The sequence below is a fragment of the Enterococcus sp. C76 genome (genome assembly GCF_040886985.1).
GTDB classification, from domain to species: Bacteria; Bacillota; Bacilli; order Lactobacillales; family Enterococcaceae; genus Enterococcus_B; species Enterococcus_B lactis.
This window is the reverse complement of record NZ_JBFOEY010000007.1, coordinates 113,116-137,523: the sequence shown is the minus strand read 5'-3', so window position 1 is coordinate 137,523 and position 24,408 is coordinate 113,116. Positions and strand designations below refer to the sequence as shown.

22 protein-coding genes and 1 riboswitch are annotated in these 24,408 nt (G+C 38.6%); of the genes, 7 read left to right on the top strand and 15 right to left on the bottom strand.

The features are described 5' to 3' along the window. Positions 1-15: 15 nt before the first annotated feature. The 3 genes from AB3I00_RS10435 to AB3I00_RS10425 all read right to left on the bottom strand — a co-directional run bounded on the left by AB3I00_RS10435 (position 16) and on the right by AB3I00_RS10425 (position 3,774). Positions 16-486: a PTS sugar transporter subunit IIB gene (locus AB3I00_RS10435; RefSeq protein WP_002287114.1), complete on the bottom strand. Its 471-nt coding sequence runs from the start codon at positions 484-486 to the stop codon at positions 16-18. An 11-nt stretch (positions 487-497) separates the two neighbouring features. Beyond that, positions 498-917 (bottom strand): PTS sugar transporter subunit IIA, encoded by a 420-nt coding sequence (locus AB3I00_RS10430; protein ID WP_002328951.1) that lies wholly within the window; start codon positions 915-917, stop codon positions 498-500. 79 nt (positions 918-996) lie between these two features. Then, positions 997-3,774, bottom strand: a complete 2,778-nt coding sequence (locus tag AB3I00_RS10425) for a sigma 54-interacting transcriptional regulator (RefSeq protein WP_368025171.1) — start codon at positions 3,772-3,774, stop codon at positions 997-999. Between the two features lie 193 nt (positions 3,775-3,967). Here AB3I00_RS10425 and AB3I00_RS10420 point away from each other — a divergent pair, with 193 nt between their 5' ends. Then, positions 3,968-4,192 carry a hypothetical protein gene (locus AB3I00_RS10420; RefSeq protein ID WP_002315767.1) on the top strand — a complete coding sequence of 75 codons (225 nt, stop codon included), beginning with the start codon at positions 3,968-3,970 and terminating at the stop codon, positions 4,190-4,192. 249 nt (positions 4,193-4,441) lie between these two features. Here AB3I00_RS10420 and AB3I00_RS10415 read toward each other — a convergent pair whose 3' ends face one another. Beyond that, complete coding sequence (locus AB3I00_RS10415; RefSeq protein ID WP_086286505.1) at positions 4,442-5,065, bottom strand: hypothetical protein; 624 nt, start codon at positions 5,063-5,065, stop codon at positions 4,442-4,444. A gap of 598 nt (positions 5,066-5,663) precedes the next feature. Here AB3I00_RS10415 and AB3I00_RS10410 point away from each other — a divergent pair. Both AB3I00_RS10410 and AB3I00_RS10405 read left to right on the top strand, forming a co-directional pair. Next, positions 5,664-7,379, top strand: a complete 1,716-nt coding sequence (locus AB3I00_RS10410; RefSeq protein WP_002310151.1) for an ABC transporter ATP-binding protein — start codon at positions 5,664-5,666, stop codon at positions 7,377-7,379. Between the two features lie 2 nt (positions 7,380-7,381). Next, on the top strand, positions 7,382-9,145 hold the full coding sequence (locus AB3I00_RS10405; RefSeq protein WP_002291060.1) for an ABC transporter ATP-binding protein: 1,764 nt from the start codon (positions 7,382-7,384) through the stop codon (positions 9,143-9,145). 39 nt (positions 9,146-9,184) lie between these two features. On the opposite strand, the gene AB3I00_RS10400 is transcribed toward AB3I00_RS10405, so the two are convergent. Together AB3I00_RS10400 and mgsA are read right to left on the bottom strand one after the other, a co-directional pair. Continuing rightward, positions 9,185-9,721 (bottom strand): folate family ECF transporter S component, encoded by a 537-nt coding sequence (locus AB3I00_RS10400; RefSeq protein ID WP_002291062.1) that lies wholly within the window; start codon positions 9,719-9,721, stop codon positions 9,185-9,187. A 37-nt stretch (positions 9,722-9,758) separates the two neighbouring features. Then, positions 9,759-9,857, bottom strand: a riboswitch (THF riboswitch). A 186-nt stretch (positions 9,858-10,043) separates the two neighbouring features. Beyond that, entirely contained in the window at positions 10,044-10,466 is a 423-nt protein-coding gene (gene mgsA, locus AB3I00_RS10395; protein ID WP_002291069.1) for a methylglyoxal synthase, read from the bottom strand. A 208-nt stretch (positions 10,467-10,674) separates the two neighbouring features. Between mgsA and AB3I00_RS10390 the strand changes: the two genes are divergently transcribed. Further along, complete coding sequence (locus AB3I00_RS10390) at positions 10,675-11,784, top strand: ABC transporter ATP-binding protein (protein ID WP_002291070.1); 1,110 nt, start codon at positions 10,675-10,677, stop codon at positions 11,782-11,784. Between the two features lie 128 nt (positions 11,785-11,912). On the opposite strand, the gene AB3I00_RS10385 is transcribed toward AB3I00_RS10390, so the two are convergent. From AB3I00_RS10385 to AB3I00_RS10365, 5 genes are all read right to left on the bottom strand, one after another. Beyond that, the gene (locus AB3I00_RS10385) at positions 11,913-12,542 is read right to left on the bottom strand and encodes a hypothetical protein (protein ID WP_002291071.1); all 630 of its coding nucleotides are present in this window, start codon (positions 12,540-12,542) and stop codon (positions 11,913-11,915) included. A 313-nt stretch (positions 12,543-12,855) separates the two neighbouring features. Beyond that, the gene (rsmA, locus tag AB3I00_RS10380) at positions 12,856-13,740 is read right to left on the bottom strand and encodes a 16S rRNA (adenine(1518)-N(6)/adenine(1519)-N(6))-dimethyltransferase RsmA (RefSeq protein ID WP_002293596.1); all 885 of its coding nucleotides are present in this window, start codon (positions 13,738-13,740) and stop codon (positions 12,856-12,858) included. Then, complete coding sequence (gene rnmV, locus AB3I00_RS10375; protein ID WP_002315760.1) at positions 13,733-14,302, bottom strand: ribonuclease M5; 570 nt, start codon at positions 14,300-14,302, stop codon at positions 13,733-13,735. The genes rsmA and rnmV overlap by 8 nt, the downstream gene beginning before the upstream one ends. Beyond that, a complete protein-coding gene (locus tag AB3I00_RS10370) occupies positions 14,295-15,071 on the bottom strand; it encodes a TatD family hydrolase (RefSeq protein WP_002315759.1) in 777 nt (258 codons plus the stop codon). The genes rnmV and AB3I00_RS10370 overlap by 8 nt, the downstream gene beginning before the upstream one ends. Positions 15,072-15,225: 154 nt before the next feature. Further along, entirely contained in the window at positions 15,226-16,548 is a 1,323-nt protein-coding gene (locus AB3I00_RS10365) for an APC family permease (protein WP_002293587.1), read from the bottom strand. A 174-nt stretch (positions 16,549-16,722) separates the two neighbouring features. On the opposite strand from AB3I00_RS10365, the gene AB3I00_RS10360 reads away from it, so the two are divergent. After that, positions 16,723-17,310, top strand: coding sequence for a hypothetical protein (locus tag AB3I00_RS10360; RefSeq protein ID WP_002315757.1), 588 nt, complete (start codon positions 16,723-16,725; stop codon positions 17,308-17,310). 300 nt (positions 17,311-17,610) lie between these two features. Here AB3I00_RS10360 and metG read toward each other — a convergent pair whose 3' ends face one another. Continuing rightward, on the bottom strand, positions 17,611-19,620 hold the full coding sequence (gene metG / locus AB3I00_RS10355) for a methionine--tRNA ligase (RefSeq protein ID WP_002293583.1): 2,010 nt from the start codon (positions 19,618-19,620) through the stop codon (positions 17,611-17,613). Between the two features lie 268 nt (positions 19,621-19,888). On the opposite strand from metG, the gene AB3I00_RS10350 reads away from it, so the two are divergent. Continuing rightward, positions 19,889-20,167, top strand: coding sequence for a hypothetical protein (locus AB3I00_RS10350; protein ID WP_002293582.1), 279 nt, complete (start codon positions 19,889-19,891; stop codon positions 20,165-20,167). 97 nt (positions 20,168-20,264) lie between these two features. Then, entirely contained in the window at positions 20,265-21,086 is an 822-nt protein-coding gene (locus AB3I00_RS10345) for an NUDIX hydrolase (protein WP_002293580.1), read from the top strand. A gap of 282 nt (positions 21,087-21,368) precedes the next feature. On the opposite strand, the gene AB3I00_RS10340 is transcribed toward AB3I00_RS10345, so the two are convergent. The 3 genes from AB3I00_RS10340 to AB3I00_RS10330 are packed head-to-tail and all read right to left on the bottom strand — an operon-like array spanning position 21,369 to position 24,404. After that, positions 21,369-22,379 (bottom strand): RNA-guided endonuclease TnpB family protein, encoded by a 1,011-nt coding sequence (locus AB3I00_RS10340; protein ID WP_002293578.1) that lies wholly within the window; start codon positions 22,377-22,379, stop codon positions 21,369-21,371. Between the two features lie 11 nt (positions 22,380-22,390). Beyond that, complete coding sequence (locus AB3I00_RS10335; protein ID WP_002310132.1) at positions 22,391-23,344, bottom strand: ABC transporter ATP-binding protein; 954 nt, start codon at positions 23,342-23,344, stop codon at positions 22,391-22,393. Then, positions 23,334-24,404 carry an ABC transporter ATP-binding protein gene (locus AB3I00_RS10330; protein WP_002315752.1) on the bottom strand — a complete coding sequence of 357 codons (1,071 nt, stop codon included), beginning with the start codon at positions 24,402-24,404 and terminating at the stop codon, positions 23,334-23,336. The genes AB3I00_RS10335 and AB3I00_RS10330 overlap by 11 nt, the downstream gene beginning before the upstream one ends. Positions 24,405-24,408: the final 4 nt, after the last annotated feature.

Below are 24,408 nucleotides of genomic sequence, written 5' to 3'. Positions count from 1 at the left end.
GAGTTTCTTCCTTTCTTACAAAACTTCCCTTACGTCCACTTTTTTATCTGCCGGTACTTGACGGATCTCCACTTCTATTTGTTTGTCAATCAATCTTTTCAATCGTTCCTCCTCTTCTGGTAAAATATTCACCGCTTTTCCAATACTGCGAGTACCAGGTTTCGCCTTGATCCCTCCTAAGTTGATGGTTTTGATTTCTGGATACGCTTCTGCCAGCTTATATGCGTCCTCGATTGATTCCACTACGATGAATAGCTTATATTTATCTGTCACACCGCTTTTCAATGCGGCAATCGAGTCATCAATGGATTTGATTACTAGTTTGACTCCTTGCGGCTTGGCTAATTTGATTGTTGTCTTTCGTATCTCATTAGTAGGCACATCATCATTGGCAATCAAAATACAATCTGCGCCTATTGTTTGTGTCCAAGAAAAAGCGACTTGTCCGTGTAATAACCGATGGTCAACTCTTGTCAATACAATCATTCTTCTTCCTCCTAAAATTCGTCTTCTTCTATTTTTTGATTGATCCGTTCGTTACAAAACTGGATCATTTTTTTTGAATCAGTTAGCACCTGTTGGATCAAAACAGTTGTCTCTACTTCAGCGTCCAACCGAGATACTAGCTCAATCAAGAGTGGCAAATTCAATCCGGCAACAAGATAGACATGATCCTGATTGATATATTGTAAGAATTCATTGTTGACACTTCCGCCAAAAAGATCCGTCAGAACAATGATTTCTTTATCTTTGTACCTCATAAACAGCTGACTTACTGATTCCGTTAAATCAAAATTCTCATCAGTATAGCAGTCCAATGCAGTAATAGAATGATTTTTCCCATAGATTAGCTCTAATGAATCTAGTATCCCTGAAGCAAATTTCCCATGGGAAGCTAAGATAATTTCTCTGTCCACTTTTTCATCTCCTCTTTTTACTTACACATACTAAAAAGCAAGTTGCGTGCCAAAGTTAGTGGCCACAACTTGCTTATGTTCAAAATTCTTCTTCTATCGAGAGTAACTCTGTACTTTCACTCAAAATATCACAGATATAGGCAATCTCAGAATGAGGGATCATGACACTATAATGCTCTTCAATGACACTAAACGCAGATTTAAGAGCAGATACCTCTTCTTTTTGACACTGTTCCCATTTCTCTAATCCTTGATAGGTTTCAATTGGCATTTGTCGAATCAAACGTTCGATTAGACAGCTCACATGGACATATAACGCTAGTTTTTTGGGATTACTGATTCTTCGATTCAACTGCACCTCTAATTCTCGCATAAAATGATCGATTTCCTCCATCACCTTTTCTGTATCTAGAATAGTCACAGAGTCCAGTACTTTCTCCAATGAAAAATTGCGAATGATGTTCTGGTTGAATGTTTCCTTATCTGAAACATTCATAGCAGAATCCAACCATTCTGCTAGTACAGACATCTTCTCTCCTGAGATGAGGTCTTCTAATGAAAGATAGTCGATATCGGTGATAGCAGGATCTGCGGTACCTATGATCCCTACGATTTCGTATATGGAAAACAATGGTTCACTGTTTTTCTTATCTTTTAATCGCTGATATTCATATGGGATGATTTTCAACTGACAAGTCGTAGGCAAACTTTTCTCTAGCAGTTCACTTAGGTGAGCCGCCGTGCCGATTCCAGTGAAGCAGGTAGTAATGAGTGCTTTGGGTTTATTTTCTTGTGGATAGAGGAGCCGCCATTCTGGTTGGATTTGACGAACGGCCTCTTCTGCTATTTCTTCTAAAGCTGCATTTTTTTTCAAGCATTCCCCTACTGTGATGGCTAAAGGTGTCGTCACATTATTCAAAATCAAAAGTGGTACAGATAATTGTTTTTTAAAAAACTGATGGATTTCTTTCAGAGATCCCATATCTACTAATATGATCAACCCACTTGAAACATCGCTGTTTTCGCAATAATCCACGATTTCTGCAGCAATCTGCTGTGGTGTGACATCTAGTGGCATATCAAATGATTCAAATAGATCTTCTTGTAATAAACGATTGACCACATTTGCCATACTGCTGGCAGTTGCATAACCGTGCGCAGCAATCATTGCTTTTGGCAGTTGTTTTTCTTTTGACCATTTTGCTTTTTTTAGATAGATCGTCAGTAAAATCCGATCCATACTAGTGACTTCAATATCTAATTTAATCTTACTCAGTTCCAAGATTCGCTGGACATAATGATAACTAGATGGATAAGATTGAGAAACCTGTTTTTCTAATTCTTTGATTAGTTGGATAATCGCATGTTCTTCCGGTAACCATTTGACAGTGCTTCGCTGATAAAGATAGTAACTCAAGGCATAGACACTGTTTCCATCGAACTTGATTTGATAGGCAGACTCCATTTGTCGAAAGGTCTCACGGATAGATTGAGTCCAATAAACCAACAGCTCGTGTTTTTCTTGTCTACTGGTCTCAAATAGCAAAAAATCAAATAATTGGATCACTTCTTGTTTTAGTTTTCCTTCGCAAGAATATAGAAGACACTTATTTTTTTTGAAATCAAGCAGGATTTGCTCAAAACTTTTAACGATTCGTTGCTGTTCTGGTTGTTGCTTTTCCATCAATTGTTCTAAGGTCTGGTCTTGCGTGATATAGATTCCTTGCTGTGCTGTATTTTTGGTAATGGGCTCAGCGAGTAGTTCTTTTTGCAAATGATGGATGGTGACATGAATCTCCGACTGTTCACGTTGTTCAGCATACGCTTTTGCTGCTGAAACTTTGACAATATTTTTCAGCTCTCCTATGTTTCCAGATAATTTTTGACCTGCTAGAAGTGACAAAACTGGGCCACTGACTGACAAAGGGCTCCCCATTTTTCTTTGTTCCTCGATAAAAAAAGAGTAAACCAGTTCTAGCCGTTCATTTCGACTACGCTGATTGAGTGCAGGTAGTTCGATTCGGATAGGTATTCTTCGAATGAAAGTGGTTAAGAAATGACTAGTGGCCTCTTCTGTTGTGGCAAAAAAAAGACGTGTTTTGATCCGCCGTGACAAATTAGGTTCTCCCATACGATAAATCACACCTTGATCAAGATAGGTGAATAGTTTTTCCTGCCCTTCTGGTGTTAAGCGATGTACCTCGTCTAAAAACAAGATTCCACCATCTGCTGCTTCGAAAGCCCCTTTTTTATTTTCTTCTGCTCCAGTGTAAGCTCCTTTGACATGACCAAACAAATTGCTAGTCAACAGTTCAGGATTATCTGCATATTGTGCACAATTGAAAGTGATGAATGGTGCAGAGTCCTCTAGTAAATCATGAAGCAGACAATACTGATAGACTAAATGGACTAAATAACTTTTACCTGTGCCGCTTTCACCTGTGATCAAAAGTGGCAGTCCGCCATCTGGATAGTAAAGAGCTGTTTTGATTTGTTCGATACTTTCTTTCAAACTGGCGTCGTGTCCGATCATAAAAGAGAATAAATCTTTTGGTTGTGCGAAAAAAGGCTGTTCTTCTTTAAGATCATTGATAGAAAAATAAAAATTCGTACGTAACTTAAAAAATTGTTTTTCAAAAGCTTCTTTGTGGAAATAAACCACTGGACGAGAATTGATTTTGACTAGTAGTTTCTCCTCATTCAACTGGTTCAAATAATGACTGACTGTGTTTCTTTTTACCCCAAAATGTTCAGCCAATCTTTTTGCTGTAAAAACCTCATTCATATGGTTGAGATCGAAAAAGGCTGTCTGGTTCTCTAAGTAGCATAAAATTTCGTGTTTTAACAACTTATCCACCCCTACTCCATCATAGAAAACGGATTCATTTTGTCAATAAAATCTTTAATAAAGGGTTGAAAAATATGTCTTGTTATAGACAGCAGCTCACTTATCCCTTATAATTTTTATTCTAAAAAAGAACAGTTCCTTCCGGTTTTTATACTGGGATTTCCAAACAATAAAGAAAGAACAAGGAGGCTATGACTATTCAATGAAATCGGATAAATCTAAAAAGAGGAAGTATACTTCTTGGAAAACTTTTCGCGAAATCATCGGATCTTATCTCGCTGTGGTTGTGTTTTTACCTTTGCTTTATATGGCTATGACAGAACAAACCCGTTTTATTGATGTAGATACGCAATATATAGCCGAAACAGGATTTTTATTTATCTTTATCTTGATTTTTGCGTTCTATAAATCCTTCCACACAAAATAGGAGGCACAGCTCTCAATTTTTCTGTCTGCTTTTTGTTATTACAAATCCTTATATCTGGTATAACAACAATTTATTGGCGTAACGAGGAAAAACGAGTTATGATGCTTTCAGAGAGTAAAGAGGTACTGTTGTCACCATCCTTTTTATTGATTACGTACACCACTCTTAGTTTTTTCCCATTGATTAAGAAAACAAGGTAGAAACATCACTGTTCCTGCCTTGTTTTCTTTTTCGTATGCTGTTTTGATATCAAAATCGCAAACGACTTTCTACATAGCGATATTGATAATGAGAGGTTGTATTCGTTACACCAAACTTAATAGAAGCGTTTCTTCCTACTCCGATGTTCACCCCTGCATTCCAAGTTGTTGAACCATTATTGAAGAAGTCGCCATTTACAATGTAAAAAATACGGTTAGCATCTTCTAAATGAACATAAACAGTTCCACCAAATTGTTTCGACAAACCATTATATCCGCGGATCATTTCAACTCGTACGATTCTTTTGATAGCCCTAAAATTTCCACTTTCACTGGTCTCGCAATAAAAGCGCATCGTGGGTCTATAACTAGCATTGACTGTGAAAGATTGCGATAATGTTCTGTATGTTGCTCTTGCTGTACGTGCTTGTCTTGCACTTTCATCTGTGAATCCAAGCTCTTGTTGTGCTTGGATAATAGGGATGCCGTTTTCTTTTGCTACTTCTCGCACCATTTCATCAAAAGTGAGTACGGGACTTATGTTTATCTCTTTCTTTTCATTTGATATGTCGATCACTGATGCATCCACTTCTACAGCAAACACAGGCTGTCCGATATTACTTCCCCCCCCTAAAGCTGCCACACATAATAAACCAATCAACGATTTTTTCATTCTCATATCCCTTCTTTCAACATTAATTAGCTTTCCCACAAACAATTTGTTACAATAACTTTACAGCATAAAAAGAAAACGATTTCAACAACTTTTAAAAAAGGAGAATAAACTATGAAAACAAAGCTGTTATTAGATTTAATAACATCGTTACTTTTAATTTTTTCGCCAAAAATAACGATGGTTTTTATGGAAAATGAAGCTTCGCCCTCTCCATTTTATGAGATTTTATTCATTACTAAGATCATTTGCTTTATACTCGCTGTTTTTTACTTAAATCATGGAATCACTACTTTTTTATTTTCAAAAAATAAATAGCGCTCCATTGATGATTCTGTACCTGATCCACCTTTTGCACACGATTCATTTATAAAAAATCGGACAAAATAGACGTTTGGAGGAATGAAGAGACCGGGATGAATTTCCCGTTCTCTTTCTTTTTTTCTAAAAAATATTCTATTCAATCTCTAAAATCTCTTCATAATAAAACTTTCATTTATGAAAAGGCTTGTTCTCTTTTCATTCTAAATTTCCTAAGCTACAATGTGGTAGTACTTGTTTTTTCAACTGTAGACAAATAAATAATAGGAGGAATCATATGATTCAGTTATTACGTTATGCAAAAGATTATCGTAAGCAAATCATTTTGGGTCCGTTCTTCAAGTTTCTTGAGGCTGTCTTCGAACTTGTCCTACCTTTAATGATGGCTTCCTTGATCGATAATGGACTAAAAATGAATGACCGAGGAAAAATCATTGAAATGGGCTTATGGATGGTCGCTATGTCTGTGATTGGTCTGATTTGTGCTATCATTTGCCAATACTACGCTTCAGTAGCTTCACAAGGATTTGGTACAGAGTTGCGAAATCAGCTGATCAAAAAAATCAATACTTTCTCTCACAACGAGTTGAATCATTTTGGAACAGATACCTTGATCACTCGAATGACAAACGACATCAATCAGCTTCAACTAGCTTTAGCAATGGTCATTCGTTTATTGATTAGAGCACCATTTTTAAGCATCGGTTCAGTAGTCATGGCTTTTGTGATCGACTGGGAAGTAGGTCTGTTTTTCTTAGCATTATTGCCTATTTTCTCCATCATCTTATTTTTTATCATCAGAAAAACTGTTCCTCTCTATCAAAAAGTGCAAGAAAAACTAGACCAGCTCAATGAACACGTCAGCCAGAATCTTAGCGGCGTTCGTGTCATACGTGCATTTGCACAGACAAAAAAAGAAACAGAAAAGTTTGATAAAAGCACAAATGATCTAGCGAACAATTATTTACGTGTTTCCAATATCTCTGCCCTTTTATCACCTGCTACGACCTTGATTATGAATGTCGGAATCATTTGTTTGCTAACAGTCGGCGGGATCAAAGTAAACATTGGGAGTTTGCAACAAGGACAAGTTCTTGCTTTGATCAATTATATGAATCAAATGCTTTTGGCACTGATCGTTGTTTCAAACCTCGTCGTGATCTTCACACGTGCCGAAGCTTCAGGTAATCGAGTAAAAGAGGTTCTAGACACAGAGAATTCGATTCTTGAAGCCGAGATCAGTACTACTCCCGATTTTTCTTCTGAATCGATTCTCGCTTTTGATCACGTTGACTTCCGTTATACTCCTGATTCTGGGCTTTCTCTTCAAGGGATTACATTTCAGCTGAAGCGAAATACGGTCCTTGGAATCATTGGTCCAACGGGAAGCGGGAAAACGACTTTGACTCAATTGATTCCGCGCTTCTATGATGTCAGTTCCGGTACAGTCATAATGGATGGAATGGACGTTCGTTCTTGGCAGCTGGATCATCTTCGTCAGCAAATCGCCCTTGTTCCCCAAACTTCCGTGTTATTTACTGGGACTATTCGTGAAAACCTTCAATGGGGTAAGCAAGATGCCACAGAAGATGAGTGTTGGGAAGCCCTGAAAATCGCTCAGGCAGAAGAATTTGTACGTCAGCTTCCAAATGGTTTAGATACAAAAGTCATGGAAAACGGAAAAAATTTCTCCGGCGGTCAAAAACAGCGACTAACGATTGCAAGAGCTTTGATTGCCAAGCCAGAATTACTGATTTTAGATGACTCTTTGAGTGCGTTGGATTATCAGACTGACTTGGATTTGCGTAAGGCGCTGCAGACTTATCTTGGCAGTACAGTGATCATTATCTCCCAACGTGTCCGCTCCATTCAAGAAGCCCACCATATCTTAGTGATGGATCAAGGAAAGATCGCTGCTCAAGGTACGCATGAAGAATTACTTGCTCAATCAGCGGAATATCAGGAAATCGTCGCATCACAGGAGGAAGAATAGTTATGAAAGTAAAAAAATTATCCTTGCAGACACTCCGTCGCTTCATCCCTTATCTTACTGCTTATGCGAAAGACATTTGGCTAGCTGTATTACTAGGGATCATCAACGGGATCGCAACAGTTGTGATGACGTTACAAATTGGCCAAAGTATCGATCAAATGATCGGAGAAGGACAAGTTCGCTTCAATCGACTATTCCATTTACTGATTCTGTTCGGTGGGATCGTTTTGATCAACGTAGTCAGTCAATGGCTCATCCAAGTATTAAGCAATCGGTTAGCTTACTTGTCCGTTGCAACATTAAGAAAAGATGCTTTTGCTCAACTGAATCGATTGCCACTTCGTTATTATGATCAAAATTCTCATGGAAATATCGTCAGTCGATTTACAAATGATATGGACAACATTTCTATTGCGATTTCTGCTGCCTTCAATCAATTGTTTTCCGGAGTTGCGATCATCCTTCTTTCGTTTATTTTTATGATGCGTCTAAGTCCACTTCTGACATTGGTCGTTCTTTGTTCCACACCGATTATTTTCCTTGTGAGTTGGATCGTTGCTCGTGCTTCGCAAACAAATTTCGATAGACAGCAAAGAATCATTGGGGAGATCTCGGGCTTTGTGACCGAACGAATCGGTAATCAGAAAATCGTGAAAGCTTTTCAGCAAGAAGAAGCTAGTCAACAGCAATTTGAACTGCTAAATGCTGATCTATATCAAAAAGGACAACGGGCACAATTTTCTTCTTCCTTGACAAACCCGTCTTCTCGTTTTGTAGATCACCTTGCTTATTTATCGATTGGTTTAGTTGGCGGCCTATTGGCATTGAAGAGTGGTTCGTCAATCACTGTTGGTGTGATTTCCAGCTTTACGATCTACTCAAGTCAGTTTTCTAAACCATTTATCGAACTTTCTGGAATCACGACACAACTGCAAACCGCTTTTTCTGGTCTAGAACGAGCATTTGATTTGATCGATCAACCAGAAGAAAAGCCTGATTTGCCAGATGCCTATGCCTTGGAACCCAAAAATATCAAAGGAAAAGTCTCTTTTGATCATGTTTCTTTTTCTTATGACCCCAAACAGCGTTTGATCGAAGATTTCAATTTTACTGCTTATCCAGGTCAAACCATTGCTATAGTAGGAAAAACAGGGGCCGGAAAATCCACACTTGTTAATTTGCTGATGCGTTTTTATGACACAACAAAAGGAACGATTACAATCGATGACCATGACATCCGCTCTATCCAACGTGATACATTACGTAAAAGTTTTGGAATGGTGTTACAAGATACTTGGCTATTTGACAGTACATTGCGAGAAAATCTTCGTTTTGGGAATCCGGAAGCAAGTGACGTAGAAATCAATGATGCCCTAAAAGCCTCTTATATGTATGAATTTGTTGAACGTTTGCCGGAAAAATTAGATACTAAGATTGGCGGTCAAGGGTTAAAGATATCAGATGGCCAACGCCAACTGTTGACGATTGCTCGAACGATGATCAGTAATCCGCCTATGTTGATCTTAGATGAAGCTACCAGCTCAGTCGATACATTGACAGAGAAAAAAATCCAACAAGCTTTCTTAGCAATGATGGAGGGAAAAACCAGTTTTGTTATTGCCCATCGCCTGTCCACAATCAAAAATGCGGACCAGATATTAGTGATGGATCAGGGAGCCATTGTCGAAATGGGCACCCATGATGAGTTGCTTCAAAAAGATGGTTATTACCGACGGCTCTATCAAGCACAATTCACAGCACAATAAAAACAAGCAGTCTTCTGGGATGGGAAGACTGCTTGTTTTTTATTTAGCGTGGATCGCTAAACTTCTTAAAATTTTTTTGTAAGGAACACTACGTCCTACGTAATAAATGGCAATTGATTGAATCGGTAACCATATCACTGTTTTTAACAGGCGGGGCGCCCAAACGACCCAGCTGAACAATGGCACATGGTACATCAACGCAAGCCATAATGGTGTCAAAAATAAGTTTATGATCAGCGTGACACTAAGCGTAGCCAAAATGGCATTTTTCCAAGTGATTTCTTTTCGATAGAAAAAGAATCCGTAGATTGCTCCTTCAATAAATGCATTCAATGTAAATCCAATAAAAAATGCAGATTTCGAGAAGAGAGCCATTCCTACTAAATCAGCTAAAACTGCACCTATCCCTGACCAAAAAGGACCAAAAAGAATGCCCATGATCACTTGTGGAATAAATGTGACACTGATTTTAATAAATGGGGTCTCGATTGCTACCAGACGGGACAACGTGACCATCAATGCAATCAGTAAGCCCATAATAGCAATCATACGTGCGTCTAACCGGTGTTTCTTCATTTTTAGCATCTCCTTTAAGAGCTGCTACATCGTATCATGCAGCGAATGCGAAAATAAAACCGCGAACATTACGTCCTTCGTCCAAGAGGCAACATCCCATCCTCTTAGCACTTAACGCTTTATTTTCTACTCTGTATTATTTTTGGGATCTTTTCCCACAGAAACTATAGCATATTTTCACATTTACTGCAAACACGAAAAACTAATATTATTGGTTATATTATACAATACGTTCGTATTATATCGCATATTCTCAGTTCGTTTAGCTTTTATAGCTACATATAGGCGAACATTAAACGTTATTTTTCTATACACTTATCCATCAAAATGAAAGTGGACGTTTGTCTATTTCATGGACGATTCTTCGAAAATCTAGGAAGCCGGCTTCCAGTCCTCTTAGCAGCACCTCAGCTGTTCCGATATTCGTAGCCAACGGAATCTCATAAACATCAGATAAACGGATAAGTGCTGTTACATCTGGTTCATGCGGCTGTGCAGCTAGGGGGTCTCGAAGAAAAATCACCAAATCTAACTGGTCCTCCGAGATCATTGCTCCAATTTGCTGATCTCCGCCTAACGGTCCGGATTTAAACCGATGAATGGGCAAGCCGGTCGCTTCCGTGATCCGTTGTCCAGTCGTCCCGGTAGCAAAAAGTTCATGTTTTTCCAATATTGTTTTATACGCTGTTGCTAATTTCACCATCATAGGTTTTTTTCGGTCATGAGCGATCAAAGCGATTTTCATAAGAGACACTCCTTTTGATATGGTTAACATACTTATTTACTCCAGTGTATCAGTTTTTATTTCTTATGGATATTTATTGAAGCTTAAAACTAGCACATTGACAAAAAAAAGAAAAAATTCTTGTTCAACATGACATTGAACTTAGTTAACGCTTTCATTTATACTTTAATCAGTTAATAAAACTAAAAAAGAAAGTGTGGAACGTATTATGGTAGAAATGGCTCTGAAAAACGTATATAAAAAATATGATAATGCAGAAAATTATTCTGTGACTGATTTTAATCTATCAATCAAAGACCGTGAATTTATCGTTTTTGTTGGTCCTTCCGGTTGTGGAAAGTCAACTACTTTGCGAATGATTGCGGGACTGGAAGATATCTCTGAAGGAGAACTAAATATCGGCGGAAAAGTCATGAATGACGTGGCACCTAAAGACCGTGATATTGCCATGGTTTTCCAAAACTATGCATTGTATCCTCACATGACTGTTTATGATAATATGGCTTTTGGTTTGAAATTACGTAAATATGATAAAGCAGACATTAAAAAGCGTGTGGACAATGCAGCAGAGATCCTCGGACTGACAGAATACTTGAAACGAAAACCAGCTGCTTTATCTGGTGGACAAAGACAACGTGTAGCATTAGGACGTGCAATCGTTCGGGATGCCAAAGTCTTCTTGATGGATGAACCATTGTCAAACTTAGATGCTAAATTACGTGTAGCCATGCGTGCTGAGATTGCCAAACTTCACCAACGTCTTGAAACAACGACAATCTATGTTACTCATGATCAGACAGAAGCGATGACTATGGCTGACCGAATCGTTATCATGAAAGACGGATTTATCCAGCAAATCGGTACACCGAAAGAAGTTTATGATACACCAGTCAATATGTTCGTTGCCGGCTTTATTGGATCTCCTGCCATGAACTTCTTTAATGTGACATTGAAAAACGGTGTCATCACAGATGGACATGGGCTTAAGCTTCGTATTCCTGAAGGGAAAAACAAAGTATTAGTCGAAAAAGGTTATGAAGGAAAAGAAGTCATCTTCGGCATTCGTCCAGAAGACATCCACAGTGAACAAGTAGCCCTTGAAGCTTCACCTGAAGCCGTAGTGAAATCAGAAGTTGTCGTTTCCGAATTACTTGGTGCTGAAACGATGCTTTACACAAAAACTGGTTCTACTGAGTTCATCTCAAAAGTAGATGCAAGAGATTTCCATAAACCAGGTGAAATGGTTGACCTTGCCTTCAACATCAATAAAGGGCACTTCTTTGATAAAGAAACCGAACAAGTCATCAAACTTCCCTAAACTTCCCTAATCTGCCCCCTTCAGAGCTACGCCAGAAAATAGTGGTGTAGCTCTTTTTAGGACAAAAAACGCTCATCTTAGCGGATTTATTATCCGTTAGCAGATGAGAGTTTTTCTTTGATAGATCATTAGTATGTCGTTTTCTTCGCGTATCCTTGAATCGATTCTTTCCGATTTCCTTTTTTTGCTGCCGTAAATACCGGGATATCAAAGTATTTGCTGAGTGTTCCTGCTATAAAATAAGCAATATTATAATCAACCAAACTGTGGATGAGTCCACCAATTCCCATCAAGATGAACACTGTATAAAAATATCCTTGAGAGTAATACGTGTCAGGCATATTACCGATGAAGTAAAAGATGCTGACTACTAGCATTTCTACTAAAGAATGAATCACACCTATCACAAAATTGAACCCTTGGAAACGCCAATTAGTAAAAGTAAACTGTCCATTCTTTAAAACGATACTCGGATGCTTCTGCAAGTACCATGCCCCGATCAATGCAAATACAAGATGTGACAATGCGCGCAATGCAATGATAACTGGTGTTGTCAAAAAGAAACCGAATGTCGTACCTAGTGCAACAGCCACTGCAACTCCTGGTGTAAAAAACATCGCAATAAATAATGGCACATGAGACGCTAATGTAAAAGAAGCAGGTGGGATCATGATTTTAGGCATAACCATTGGGATAATGACCCCCATCCCAATCAATAAAGCAGAAATCGTTAGTTTTCGAACTGAATTTTTTCTCATTTTTTCCCTCTCCTAATATGTCTTGACACATAAATGTCGACTTAGTATAACTCACTTATCAATAACTGTCAAGACACATATTCTTTTCTAAATCCATACAAAACGAGTGTGAGTATCCAGTATAAGAATTTTTTGATCAAGAGACAAAAATAGGAGATGTGACAAAATTTGTGTCACATCTCCTTGTTCATAATGGGAATCAAAAGCTTGCCTTTGCGGAAATAAGACCAACCAAATCAAAAATAGGAGAAGCAATTTTCGTAAATTTCTTCTTATTTCTTGAAGCTGATCACTTCTGTCACAACCTCTTTTTTTACTGCTTATTTTCTGACATCGCATTGCTTAATGCGGCAAATTCTTGTAATGACAACGTCTCTCCACGACGTTTTGGATCGATTCCAGCCGTTTCCAAGCTTTTTGCTAACCATGCTTTTGTCTGATCATCTTTGCCATACGAATGCTGCAAATTATTCCAAAGCGTTTTTCTTCTTTGCTGAAATGCAGCTTTTGTCAATCGGAAAAATGCTTTTTCGTCCGTCACTTCTACTGCCGGTGTATCTCTTCTTGTCAGTTTCAAAATCGCTGAATCTACATTTGGCTGAGGGACAAATACTGTTTTTGGTACGATGAAGGCTAAACTGGCTTCCATATAATATTGAACAGCAATCGATAATGAACCGTATGCTTTCGTTCCTGGTTCAGCAGAGATTCGATCAGCTACTTCTTTTTGCATCATGACGACTAATTCATCCACGACCAAATCCGATTCAAGAAAATGCATCATGATGGGCGTCGTAATATAATAAGGTAAATTTGCTACGACTTTTAACGGAAGCTCTTCATGAAATGTTTCTCTTACGGCTGTTGATAAATCCGTCTTCAGAATATCTTGATGTATGATGGTCACATTGTCATAGGGTTGCATCGTATCAGCCAATACAGGGATCAAACGATCATCAATCTCAAATGCTACGACTTGCTTTGCATGCATCGCTAATTGTTCTGTCAATGCGCCGATTCCTGGCCCAACTTCGATCACGTTCGTTCGTTCATCTATTTGCGCAGTTTCTACGATTTTTCTTAAAATATTTGGTTCAGTGAGAAAATTTTGTCCTAAACTTTTTTTAAATGAAAAACCATGTTTCAATAAAATCTCTTTTGTTCTAGAGGGTGTCGCGATTTCACGATATTCACTCATGTTGTTCCTCCACTATTTTCATTGCTTGTGCGAGCTCTTTCGGCGTGATACGAAACATCTTCAAACGTTTTTCCAATTGTTTGCCGTTCGTATAACCGATACGCAACTCATCACCTAGTTTTTCTCGTTTTTCTTTTGCTTGTGCTCCAGCTATTAAACCATAGTCTAAAAGGTCTTGTCTAGTGATTTCAGAAACAGCCGTTTGGGAAATGTCTGGCGTCACAACTTTTTTCAATGCTTCTAAAATAGCAGCATCACTTGCATGTTCAACACCAAGACTTCCCTTTTTCTTTGGTTTAGCTTGTGTACGCGGCAAAAAAGCATGTTTTGCCTGAGGAACAGCTTCCATAATGATTTTTCTTATTTTTTCTCCTGAAAAATCAGGATCGGTAAAAACGATCACCCCTCGTGTTTCTTGGGCATGTTCAATTTGCATCAGGATATCTTCATTGATAGCAGAACCGATCGTTTCTATCGTATCTGCATCAACTACTTCCCGTAGCCTTCTTGTATCGTCTTTTCCTTCAACGACTATAATCTCTTGGATCCTCATCTTATCCATGTTCGCTTAGACCAAATAATCGGTGCGCATTTGACCATGTTTGGGCAGCCACTTCTTCTGTTGGCAGATTCCGAAGTTCAGCAATCTTTTCTACTGTATAACGAGTATAGCCTGGTTCATTTCGCTTTCCTCTAAAAGGAACTGGTGCCAAATAAGGGGCATCTGTTTCCACAAGTAATCGTTCGATTGGTACATTTGTTGCAGCCTCTTGGACGTCTAATGCTTTTTTGAAAGTGACGACACCACTAAATGAAATATGCATCCCTAAGTCAAGAAATCGTTTTGCCCATTCATAATCACCGCTGAAACTATGCATGATTCCACCAATATCTCGAACATCTTCTTCTTTTAGGATTTGATACGTGTCTTCAAGTGCTTCTCTAGTATGAATACTGATTGGAAGGTTCATTTCTTTTGCGATAGCAATCTGTCTGCGAAATACTTTATCTTGGACTTCTTTCGGGTCTTCCATCCAATGATAATCCAAGCCAATTTCTCCTAATGCTACAACCTTTGGCAAAGTCAATTGTTCTTGTAATTTATTTTCGATTTCTTTCGTATAACTGCCAGCCTCTGTCGGATGCCAGCCGATAATACTGTATATATTTGGATAGTCATGGCTTAATTGCAAAGACTTTTCAATCGTTGGCGTATCGAAGCCCACGACCGCCATTTTCGTTACCCCCATTTCTTGTGCTCGCTGAATCGTTTCTGGAATATCTTCATTGAACTGTTCCGCATTTAAATGGGTATGAGAATCAAATATCATGTTTATCTCTCCTTTTCATTCTTACTTTAGCACATTAGCACTGCTTGCAGAAGTAGCAAAAATCAAAATAGAAGAACTTGTTTTGTTGAAACAGAAAAAGCACGAAAATCCAGAGGACTTAGTTCGTACTTTTTCTGTCTGTTGTTGAAATATTTTACTCTTCTGAGCGTTTTTTCTTTTTTTGATAATAGACTGGGATACCAATCAAGGTAACACCTATACCGATCAATGCTAATTTCGTTTGCGTCATCATCGTCATACCTAAAATGAAAATAGCACCGAGAATCGCAATAATCGGAACGATTGGATAAAGTGGTACTTTATATGGGCGTGGCAATTCCGGCGCTTTTTTTCTTAAAATAAAGACACCGATAAAAATCAGTAAACTGAATAGCCACATCACAAAAATCAACATGTCGGTTAAAAAGTCGAAAGAACCAAGGCTCATCATAATACAAGCTACTGCTAACTGGAAAATCGCAGGAACATAAGGTACCGTAAATTTCTTTGAAAGCTTTGTCAGCTGTTTGCTGAAAGGTAGCTCGTCTTCCAAAGCCATCGCATAAGGCACACGAATCCCAGTTAAGGTATACCCATTCAATGCCCCGTATACCGAAATCAAAATCCCAATAGTGACCAGTTTTCCGCCGATTTCTCCAAAAATGACGTCTGATGCTTCAGAAGCTGCGTTCAAATTACCGGCAAGATGATCAATCGGCAGAGTTTTCAAGAAAACAAAATTGATCAATAAATAAACGACAGTGACAAAACTCAGCCCAAGTATAATCGCTTTAGGCAAATCTTTTTCCGGCCGTTTCATTTCACCAGCCATTGCGCCGACGCCTAACCAGCCGTCATAAGCAAACAATGTTGCTAGCAACGCACTGCTCAAGCCTTCGACAAAAGTAACCTCTTTTCCAGCTTCGATTGGAAATAGCTGGACAGTTCCTTGTCCTGGTGTCAATAATCCCCATACGACAATCACGGCAATTGGTATCAATTTAACAATCAGCGTCACTGATTGTACAGACGCACCGACTTTTGTTCCTAATAAATTCAATCCTGTCACAGAAACAGCGGTAATCACTGCAATCAACAAAAGGTAGTCGGTAGATAATTGTAATAAGTTCGTCAATTGTGTCGCAAAGATAATCGATAATGCAGCAATATTAGCGGGGAAATAAATCAAGCTTTGCGCCCATCCTAATAAAAAGCTGGGCAGCTTTCCATAAGCTGCTTCAATATATTTGACAGCTCCACCAGTTTCTGGGATCGCTGTAGCTAATTCAGCCACTGTCAATCCAGCACAGATCGTTAAGAAACCACCCAAAAGCCAAGCTAGTAATGTCAAACTTGTAGACTGCGTGCTTGCAGTAACAGCAGCGGTTTTAAAGAAGACCCCTGCGCCGATCACGGTTCCCATAACGGTAGCTAATGCGCCAAACAGATTGATTTCTCGTTTTAGTTTGCCTTTCATTCCCATCCTCTTTCTTCTTTGAAATTTGGTATAATTTTCAGTATAACTGAGAATATTTTAATTTACCATTCTTTTTTCTCCACTTTCAATGAAAAACTCCCTCTTAAGACGGATGTATTTCCTCTTTATTTTGCGTATACTAAACCTACCTTTTCCACGAAGGAGGAACAGTTTATGGATTTTAAGCGTTCTTATCCGAAATTAGCAGATTATTTATCCAACCGAATCGATTTTTCTCGTAAAGAACAGCAGCAGTCCCGTTGGCATTGGTTCACGTTGATTTTATTTGGATTATTGACCATTGCAACGTTATCACAAAAATTGATATTGCTGACTGTGTTCATCGCAATCGTTGCATTGATCAAAGGTCCCGTGATGATTTTGTGGGGGATGTTGTATTCCTTTCTAGTGGGGCTATTCCCACCTATCGGTATTTTGCTTTCAGCGATTTTCTTTTTATTGAACATTGGAACATTTACAAAGAACTGGCGGATGACCTTAGTAGGGATCTATTTTTATTTTTATCCCTTCGGAGTGATGGCACTTCGTGAAGTCATGCATTGGAATAATCATTGGTTTTCAGCTGGTGCCTTACTTTTAGGATTGATCTTGCTTCATGTGATGTTGACGAAACTGTATCAGCGTTATGGTATTGGAAGAACGATTTTCTGGTATGTCTTTTCGATTCCATTTGCACTGCTTACTGCGCTCTTACCAAGCCGTTTGAAGACAAAAATAAAAGGTTACCATAAAATCAAATAAAAACCGCCCGTCCACTTATCATTACGTTGCTTCTTTCTGTCTTTACGATTCCTATTAGCCTTTTTCTTAATTGGCAGACAGAGGAAAGGATCACAAATATTTTATTCAACTATTCGCAGCCACTTTTTCTTTTGTTTTTAGGAAGCTGCAGATTCCATCGGTGGGTAATTTTTCTAGGATACATTTTGTATAGTTACATGTGTTTATTATATGATTGGCTTCCATAATCACCATTGGGGCAATTGACAGGAATTAAAAAAACTCGCAAGCAGCATTGTCTTGCGAGTTTTTCTTATGATTTTATGCGATCTCTGAGCCATTCGGCATGGATTTTGGTGCTTCAATCACTTGTAAAGAGCCATCTGGTGCTTCTGCGGAAAGGATCATTCCTTGACTGATTTGTCCACGCATCTTTCGTGGTTTCAGATTTGCGACGATCACTACTTTTTTCCCGATCAGTTCGCTTGGATCAGGATAGAATTCAGCGATTCCTGACAAAATTTGACGATCTTGGCTGTCTCCAGCATCTAGTCGGAATTGCAACAACTTATCTGCCCCTTCTACTTTTTGGCAGTTGATGACTTCTGCTACTTTTAGTTCAACTTTTTCAAATACATCAAATTTGATTTGTTTTTCTTTCGTTGAAACAAGTTCTGTTTCTTCTGGATCCCATTTGACTGTATCTTCGTTTGTTTGAGTACCTTCAGACATTTTTTCTTGGATAAAAGCAACTTCTTCTTCCATATCCAAACGTGGGAAGATTGGTGTACCTTTTGCAACTACTTTTGTTCCTGAAGGGAATTCGCCAAAGTGCAATCCTTCAAGATTCATCGTTTCAGGATCCAACCCTAGTTGATTGAAGATCTTCTCTGGCGTTTCTGTCATGATCGGTTGAAGTAAAATTGCGGCGATACGCAAGGATTCAGCTAAATGGATCATGACACTATTCAATTCAGCTTTCTTTTCTTCATCTTTTGCTAATACCCATGGTTCTGTTTCGTCAATGTATTTGTTTGCACGAGAAATCAGCACCCAGATTTCAGCTAACGCTGTATTGAATTCCATTTTTTCCATTGCATCATGGTAACGTCCGACAACGTTAGCAGCCGTCGTAGACAGTTCACTGTCAAATGGAGTGACAAGTGAGGCATAATCAGGAACGAGACCATCACAATATTTGTTGATCATAGCGATCGTACGATTCAATAAGTTACCTAGATCATTTGCCAGATCATAATTGACACGAGAAACAAAATCTTCTGGCGTAAAGACGCCATCTGACCCAAATGGCACAGCACGAAGCAAATAATAACGGAGTGCATCTAAACCATAACGTTCCACAAGCATTTCAGGATAAACGACATTTCCTTTTGATTTAGACATTTTTCCATCTTTCATCAATAACCAGCCATGACCAAATACTTTTTTAGGTAGAGGCAAATCAAGAGCCATCAGCATGATTGGCCAATAGATCGTATGGAAGCGAACGATTTCTTTACCGACCATCTGAACATCTGCAGGCCAGTATTTTTCGAATAGACTTTCATCCTCGGACCCGTAGCCTAGTGCAGTGATGTAATTGGACAATGCATCGATCCATACATACACCACATGTTTCGGATCACTCTTGACTGGTACCCCCCAAGTAAAGGTTGTTCTTGAAACTGCAAGATCTTCTAATCCTGGTTTGATAAAGTTATTGATCATTTCATTTTTACGAGATTCTGGTTGGATGAATTCAGGATGTTCTTCATAGTATTCCAACAGACGATCTGCGTATTTGCTCATGCGGAAGAAGTAAGATTCTTCTTTTACCAATTCTACTTCGTGTCCGCTTGGCGCTTTACCGCCGATCACATTGCCTTCATCATCTTTGTACACTTCTGCAAGTTGTGTTTCCGTAAAGAATTCTTCGTCAGAAACAGAGTACCAGCCTTCATATTCACCTAAGTAAATGTCTCCCTGTTCTAATAAACGATCAAATATTTTTTGAACAGCTGCTTTATGGTAATCATCTGTCGTACGAATGAATTTGTCATAACTGATATCAAGCGTTTTCCATAGTTTTTTGACATCAGCCGCCATTTTATCTACGTATTCTTGCGGTTTTACACCTAATTCTTCTGCTTTTGTTTCGATTTTTTGACCATGTTCATCCACTCCAGTGAGATAAAACACATCAAAGCCCATCAACCGTTTATAACGAGCAATTGCGTCACATGCAATCGTAGTATATGAGTTGCCGATATGAAGTTTGCCGCTTGGATAATAGATTGGCGTAGTGATATAAAAAGTTTCCTTTTCTGCCACGGGGCTCTTCCTCCTTTATCGCATGATGCGAATTCGTTTCCTTGCTAGTATACCATAAAAAAAGCAAGCTGTTAGCTTTTTTTCAAAATGAAAAAGTCTGGATAAATGACTTCTTCTCTATGATGAATCTCTCCTTCAAAAGGAAGGACAGAGGGAATAAATGCTATTTTTCATCTTGTTTCATGTTTAGTTGGAGACGGCTTTTTATTTCTCTTCTGACTCGTGGTATAATAAAGACTATCTATTTTAGTAAGGGACTGGAACGATCATGCAGAAGAAACATCTTTTTTTTACACTTAGTATTGCTTTTCTTTCATTAGCACATTTGATATTCAGCTATTTTTATATTCGTATGTATGGTTATTTTAACCTTCATGGGCATTTGAACAGTTTCATGACAGTCGCATGGCTTTTACGTTTTGTCATTGACGCATATATCGTTATTTGCGGCTTCTTTGCCGTTCGTGAAGAGCGGTATAAAGTATTACCGTTTTATCTGCTTTTCTTTTTATTCAATCTAGTACTTCCATTTATTTTTCATATTTAAGGGAGAACCAAGGATTTTTCAAGTAAATCCTTGGTTTTTTTTCAGAGTCTGCTACAATAAGGTAAAAAGTACTTTTAATGTCAACGGAGGTGGTCTGATGAACCGATTTGCTTCTAAAGAAGAAGAAAAATTATATTATGAACATGAAGCAAGTGAAGAAGATTTTCTTAACTGGTATCAAAAACAGGAACGTCCAGAATATGACAAGCCCTCTTTGACTGTCGATATCGTACTGATGTGCTATAACAAAGAAGAAGATCAGCTGAAAGTATTGCTGATCCAACGAAAAGGGCATCCTTATCGAAATTCATGGGCATTACCTGGTGGTTTTGTCCAAAAGGATGAGTCAACTGGAGAAAGTGTCTTAAGAGAAACAAAAGAAGAAACTGGTGTAGTTATCTCTAAAGAAAACATTGAACAACTGCATACATTCAGTACGCCTAATCGAGATCCGCGAGGTTGGGTCGTCACAGTCAGCTACTTAGCTTTTATTGGAGAAGAACCGCTGATCGCCGGAGATGATGCTAAAGAAGTACGCTGGTTCACATTGGAACGTCACGGCAACAAAATCAATTTATCGAGCGGAGAAGTGGCTATCTCACTTGACTTAGTCACTGGAGAGTCTTCTGGCAAAGATACTTTAGCTTTTGACCATAGTCAAATCATTTTGAAAGCATTCAACCGTGTAGTCAATAAAATGGAACACGAACCGCAAGTTTTGCAAGTTTTAGGTAAAGATTTCACGATTACAGAAGCTCGAAAAGTATTTGCAAAGTTCTTAGGAATCGATTATAAAACGATCGATCATTCCAATTTTAAGAAAGCTATGCTCCAATATTTCGACGAGATTGGCGAACGTCCTGTAGGAATCGGTCGCCCTTCAAAAATCTATCAGCTCAAGCCGGGGCATCATGAGTAAGGATTGTGAAGAAAGGGCTCCGTTCTAAACACTCAAGAAAAATGGAAAGACGCTCTTTGTGTTTTGCGTTTTTTGCTCTATACTTTGGCGTGTCAGTAAAATTCTTCGAATAAAAAAATAACAATAGCAGAAAAAACTCGTACGAATTTTTTCTGCTATTGTTTTATTGGTTTGTCATAATTAGTGAGCTTTTCTTCAAAAGAAAATTCCTAGAAACAAAAGTCAATCAGACTTTTTATTAACAAGGCGAACCCTAACGCTCCTGTCAGTTTCATTCATTTTTTATTCCTTGATGACCGAATGCCTGCCTAGTTGTTCTAACACTTGGCTCTTTCTTACAGAATTGCTTTCTTCTGCTCCGTCGGTATTGATCAAAAGAAATTTTTTATTATACCATTGAGACTTATAACGCAATTTTGTTATTAATTTATGCCAGTCATGAATAGAAAAATCAGCATGTGCCTCTTCTTTTGGAAAAGATTCTACAAATAAGTAGTCATATTGTTTGACCAATTTCCCAGATAATTGTTCAAGATAATCTTCTCGCTGGTTCTTTTGTTTCAGATAAAGATCCATTACTTTTCTCTTTTGTTTCTGATAATTGCTTGCCTTATCTAACCTGGTCTTTCTATGGTGAGCGGAGCGGACTTTTACGCTTAATTTCCGCTGTGCATGCTGAAGTTTTTCTTCTGTCTGGTCAAATTTTGGCAAAGTTACTTCTATGGGCTGCGATGTTTCGATCAATGTTTTTGGATGATAGGCAATCCCAATCCATTTAGCTGAAGATTCTTTTTTTATTGATGAAACATCACAAAGTAGTGCGACATAGAACTCTTCATTATATCGAGCAGAAATCGTAGCGGAACGAATCGTGCCTTCGACTGGACGGTGCTGGTTTATCTTGATCAGTTCTTTTTGTTTTGGTAATTTTAAATGACCGTTTTTCAGATAGACCGTATGGGTTTGATTATTCGTCGTATAAGATTGCCACATACTTTTTTTCGTTTTAAGCTTTGGAAAGCTGGCACGTCCCTTGAAATAATTGCGAAAAGCTCGGTCCAAATTAAGCTGTGCATTTGCTAAAGCAAGACTGTCTACCTCTTTTAAGAATGGGTATTCTTTTTTTAACGTAGCAGGCGTGAGCGAAAAATCGGCCACTCCTGTTTGTTGCCAACTTTTCTGCCGTTCTTTCAGCAAATGGTTATAGGTAAATCGAACACAGCCAAAAGTACGGATCAATTGCTGTTTTTGTTCTTCTGTCGGATACATACGGAATTTAAAAGCTTTTAGCATCTATGTCCCTCCTAGTTAGCAACCAGAAGAGATTCCTTTTGTCGTTTTAATTTTTTTGCATAATATGGGACTTCCTGCTCAGTTGCATAAACAAAATGTTCTGGTGCGATTTCACGAAGCTGACGTACTTGTCCGTCATCTGGTTCGGGTTGATATTTGATTCTTCTGCGCTTTCTCTCATGATCTGGATCTGGCAAAGGAATAGCAGATAACAAACTTTCTGTATAAGGATGGACACCATGATTATAGATTTCATCACTTTTTCCCATTTCTAATAACAAACCGTTATGCATTACACCGATTCGGTCGCTGATATGTTTAACCATTGATAAATCATGCGCAATAAATAGATAGGTCAATTGATGTTCTCGTTGGAGATCTTGCAATAAATTGACAACTTGGGCTTGAATGGAAACATCTAATGCAGAAATCGGTTCATCGCAAATGATAAATCGCGGTTTTACTGCTAATGCTCGTGCAATACCAATACGCTGGCGTTGTCCTCCTGAAAATTCATGGGGATAACGAGTGCCATGGCTCGGATTCAATCCAACGGTTCTTAATAGATCATCGACTTTTTTGGCACGTTCCTCTGGTGACTTAGCTAACCCATTGACATCAATTCCTTCCGCAATGATATCTCTGACTTTCATCCGAGGATTCAACGAAGCGTATGGATCTTGAAAGATCATCTGAACATCATGTCGGAATTTCGTCAATCCTTTTTTGTCTTTGATCTTCGTTACATCTTGACCGTCGAATAATATCTCACCGTCAGTAGGTTCATTCAAACGAATGATCGTACGGCCAGTAGTGGATTTTCCGCTTCCAGATTCTCCTACTAAACCAAATGTTTCTCCTTCATAAATGTGAAAGCTGATGTCATTTACAGCATGTACTTCATTCTTTTTTCCTACATTGAAATACTGTTTCAGTCCTTTAACTTCAAGTAGTTTATTTGGCATCAGCAATTCCTCCTTGACCATAAGTATGTTTTTGTTTCTCTTTAAAAATAGCCCAGCGACGTTGGATTTCTTCTGGTGGCGTCACTTTAGGCGCTTGTGGAGCAAGTAGCCAAGTTGCTGCCTTGTGCGTTTTTGATAGTTCAAAAAATGGCGGTTCTTGTTCTGCATCGATTTTCATCGCGAATTCATTTCTTGGGTAGAATGCGTCTCCTTTTGGCGGGTTCAATAAATCCGGTGGAGAACCAGGAATGGCGTACAATCGGTCGTTCGCACTGTCTAATGTCGGCATTGAGCCAAGCAGTCCCCAAGTATAGGGATGTTGCGGGTTGTAGAAAATCTCTTCGGATGTTCCAACTTCAACGATTCTTCCCCCATACATAACAGCTACACGGTCAGCAACGTTTGCTACTACACCAAGGTCATGAGTGATAAAAATGATTGATGTATCGATTTTTGTCTGAATTTCTTTCAGCAGTTCCAAAATTTGTGCTTGGATAGTCACATCAAGTGCTGTTGTGGGTTCATCAGCAATCAGTATTTCCGGATAACATACCAGTGCGATCGCAATCACGATCCGTTGGCGTTGACCTCCTGAAAACTGATGGGGATAACTATTGATACGTTTCTCAGCTTCAGGTATACCAACTAATTTAAGCAGTTCTAATGCAGCTTTTTGTCCCTCTTTTTTCGAAACTTTATTATGCTTTCTAAGAGACTCAGCAACTTGTTTCCCAATAGGCATCGTCGGATCTAAAGAGGTCATTGGATCTTGGAAAATCATTGCTATTTCTTTTCCGCGGATTTTTTGCATCTCTCTTTCTGTCTTTTCAACGATGTCTTTACCTTTAAAGAGGATTTGCCCAGCATCTATATTGGCATTGCTCGACAGCAAGCGCATGATGCTTCTGGTCGTCACTGATTTTCCGCTTCCAGATTCCCCAACGATCGCCAATGTTTCTCCTTTATTCAAATGAAAATTGACACCGCGAATCGCTCGTACCTTTCCAGCATACGTATCAAAAGAGATTTCTAAGTCTTTCACTTCTAAAATTTTCGTCATCGTC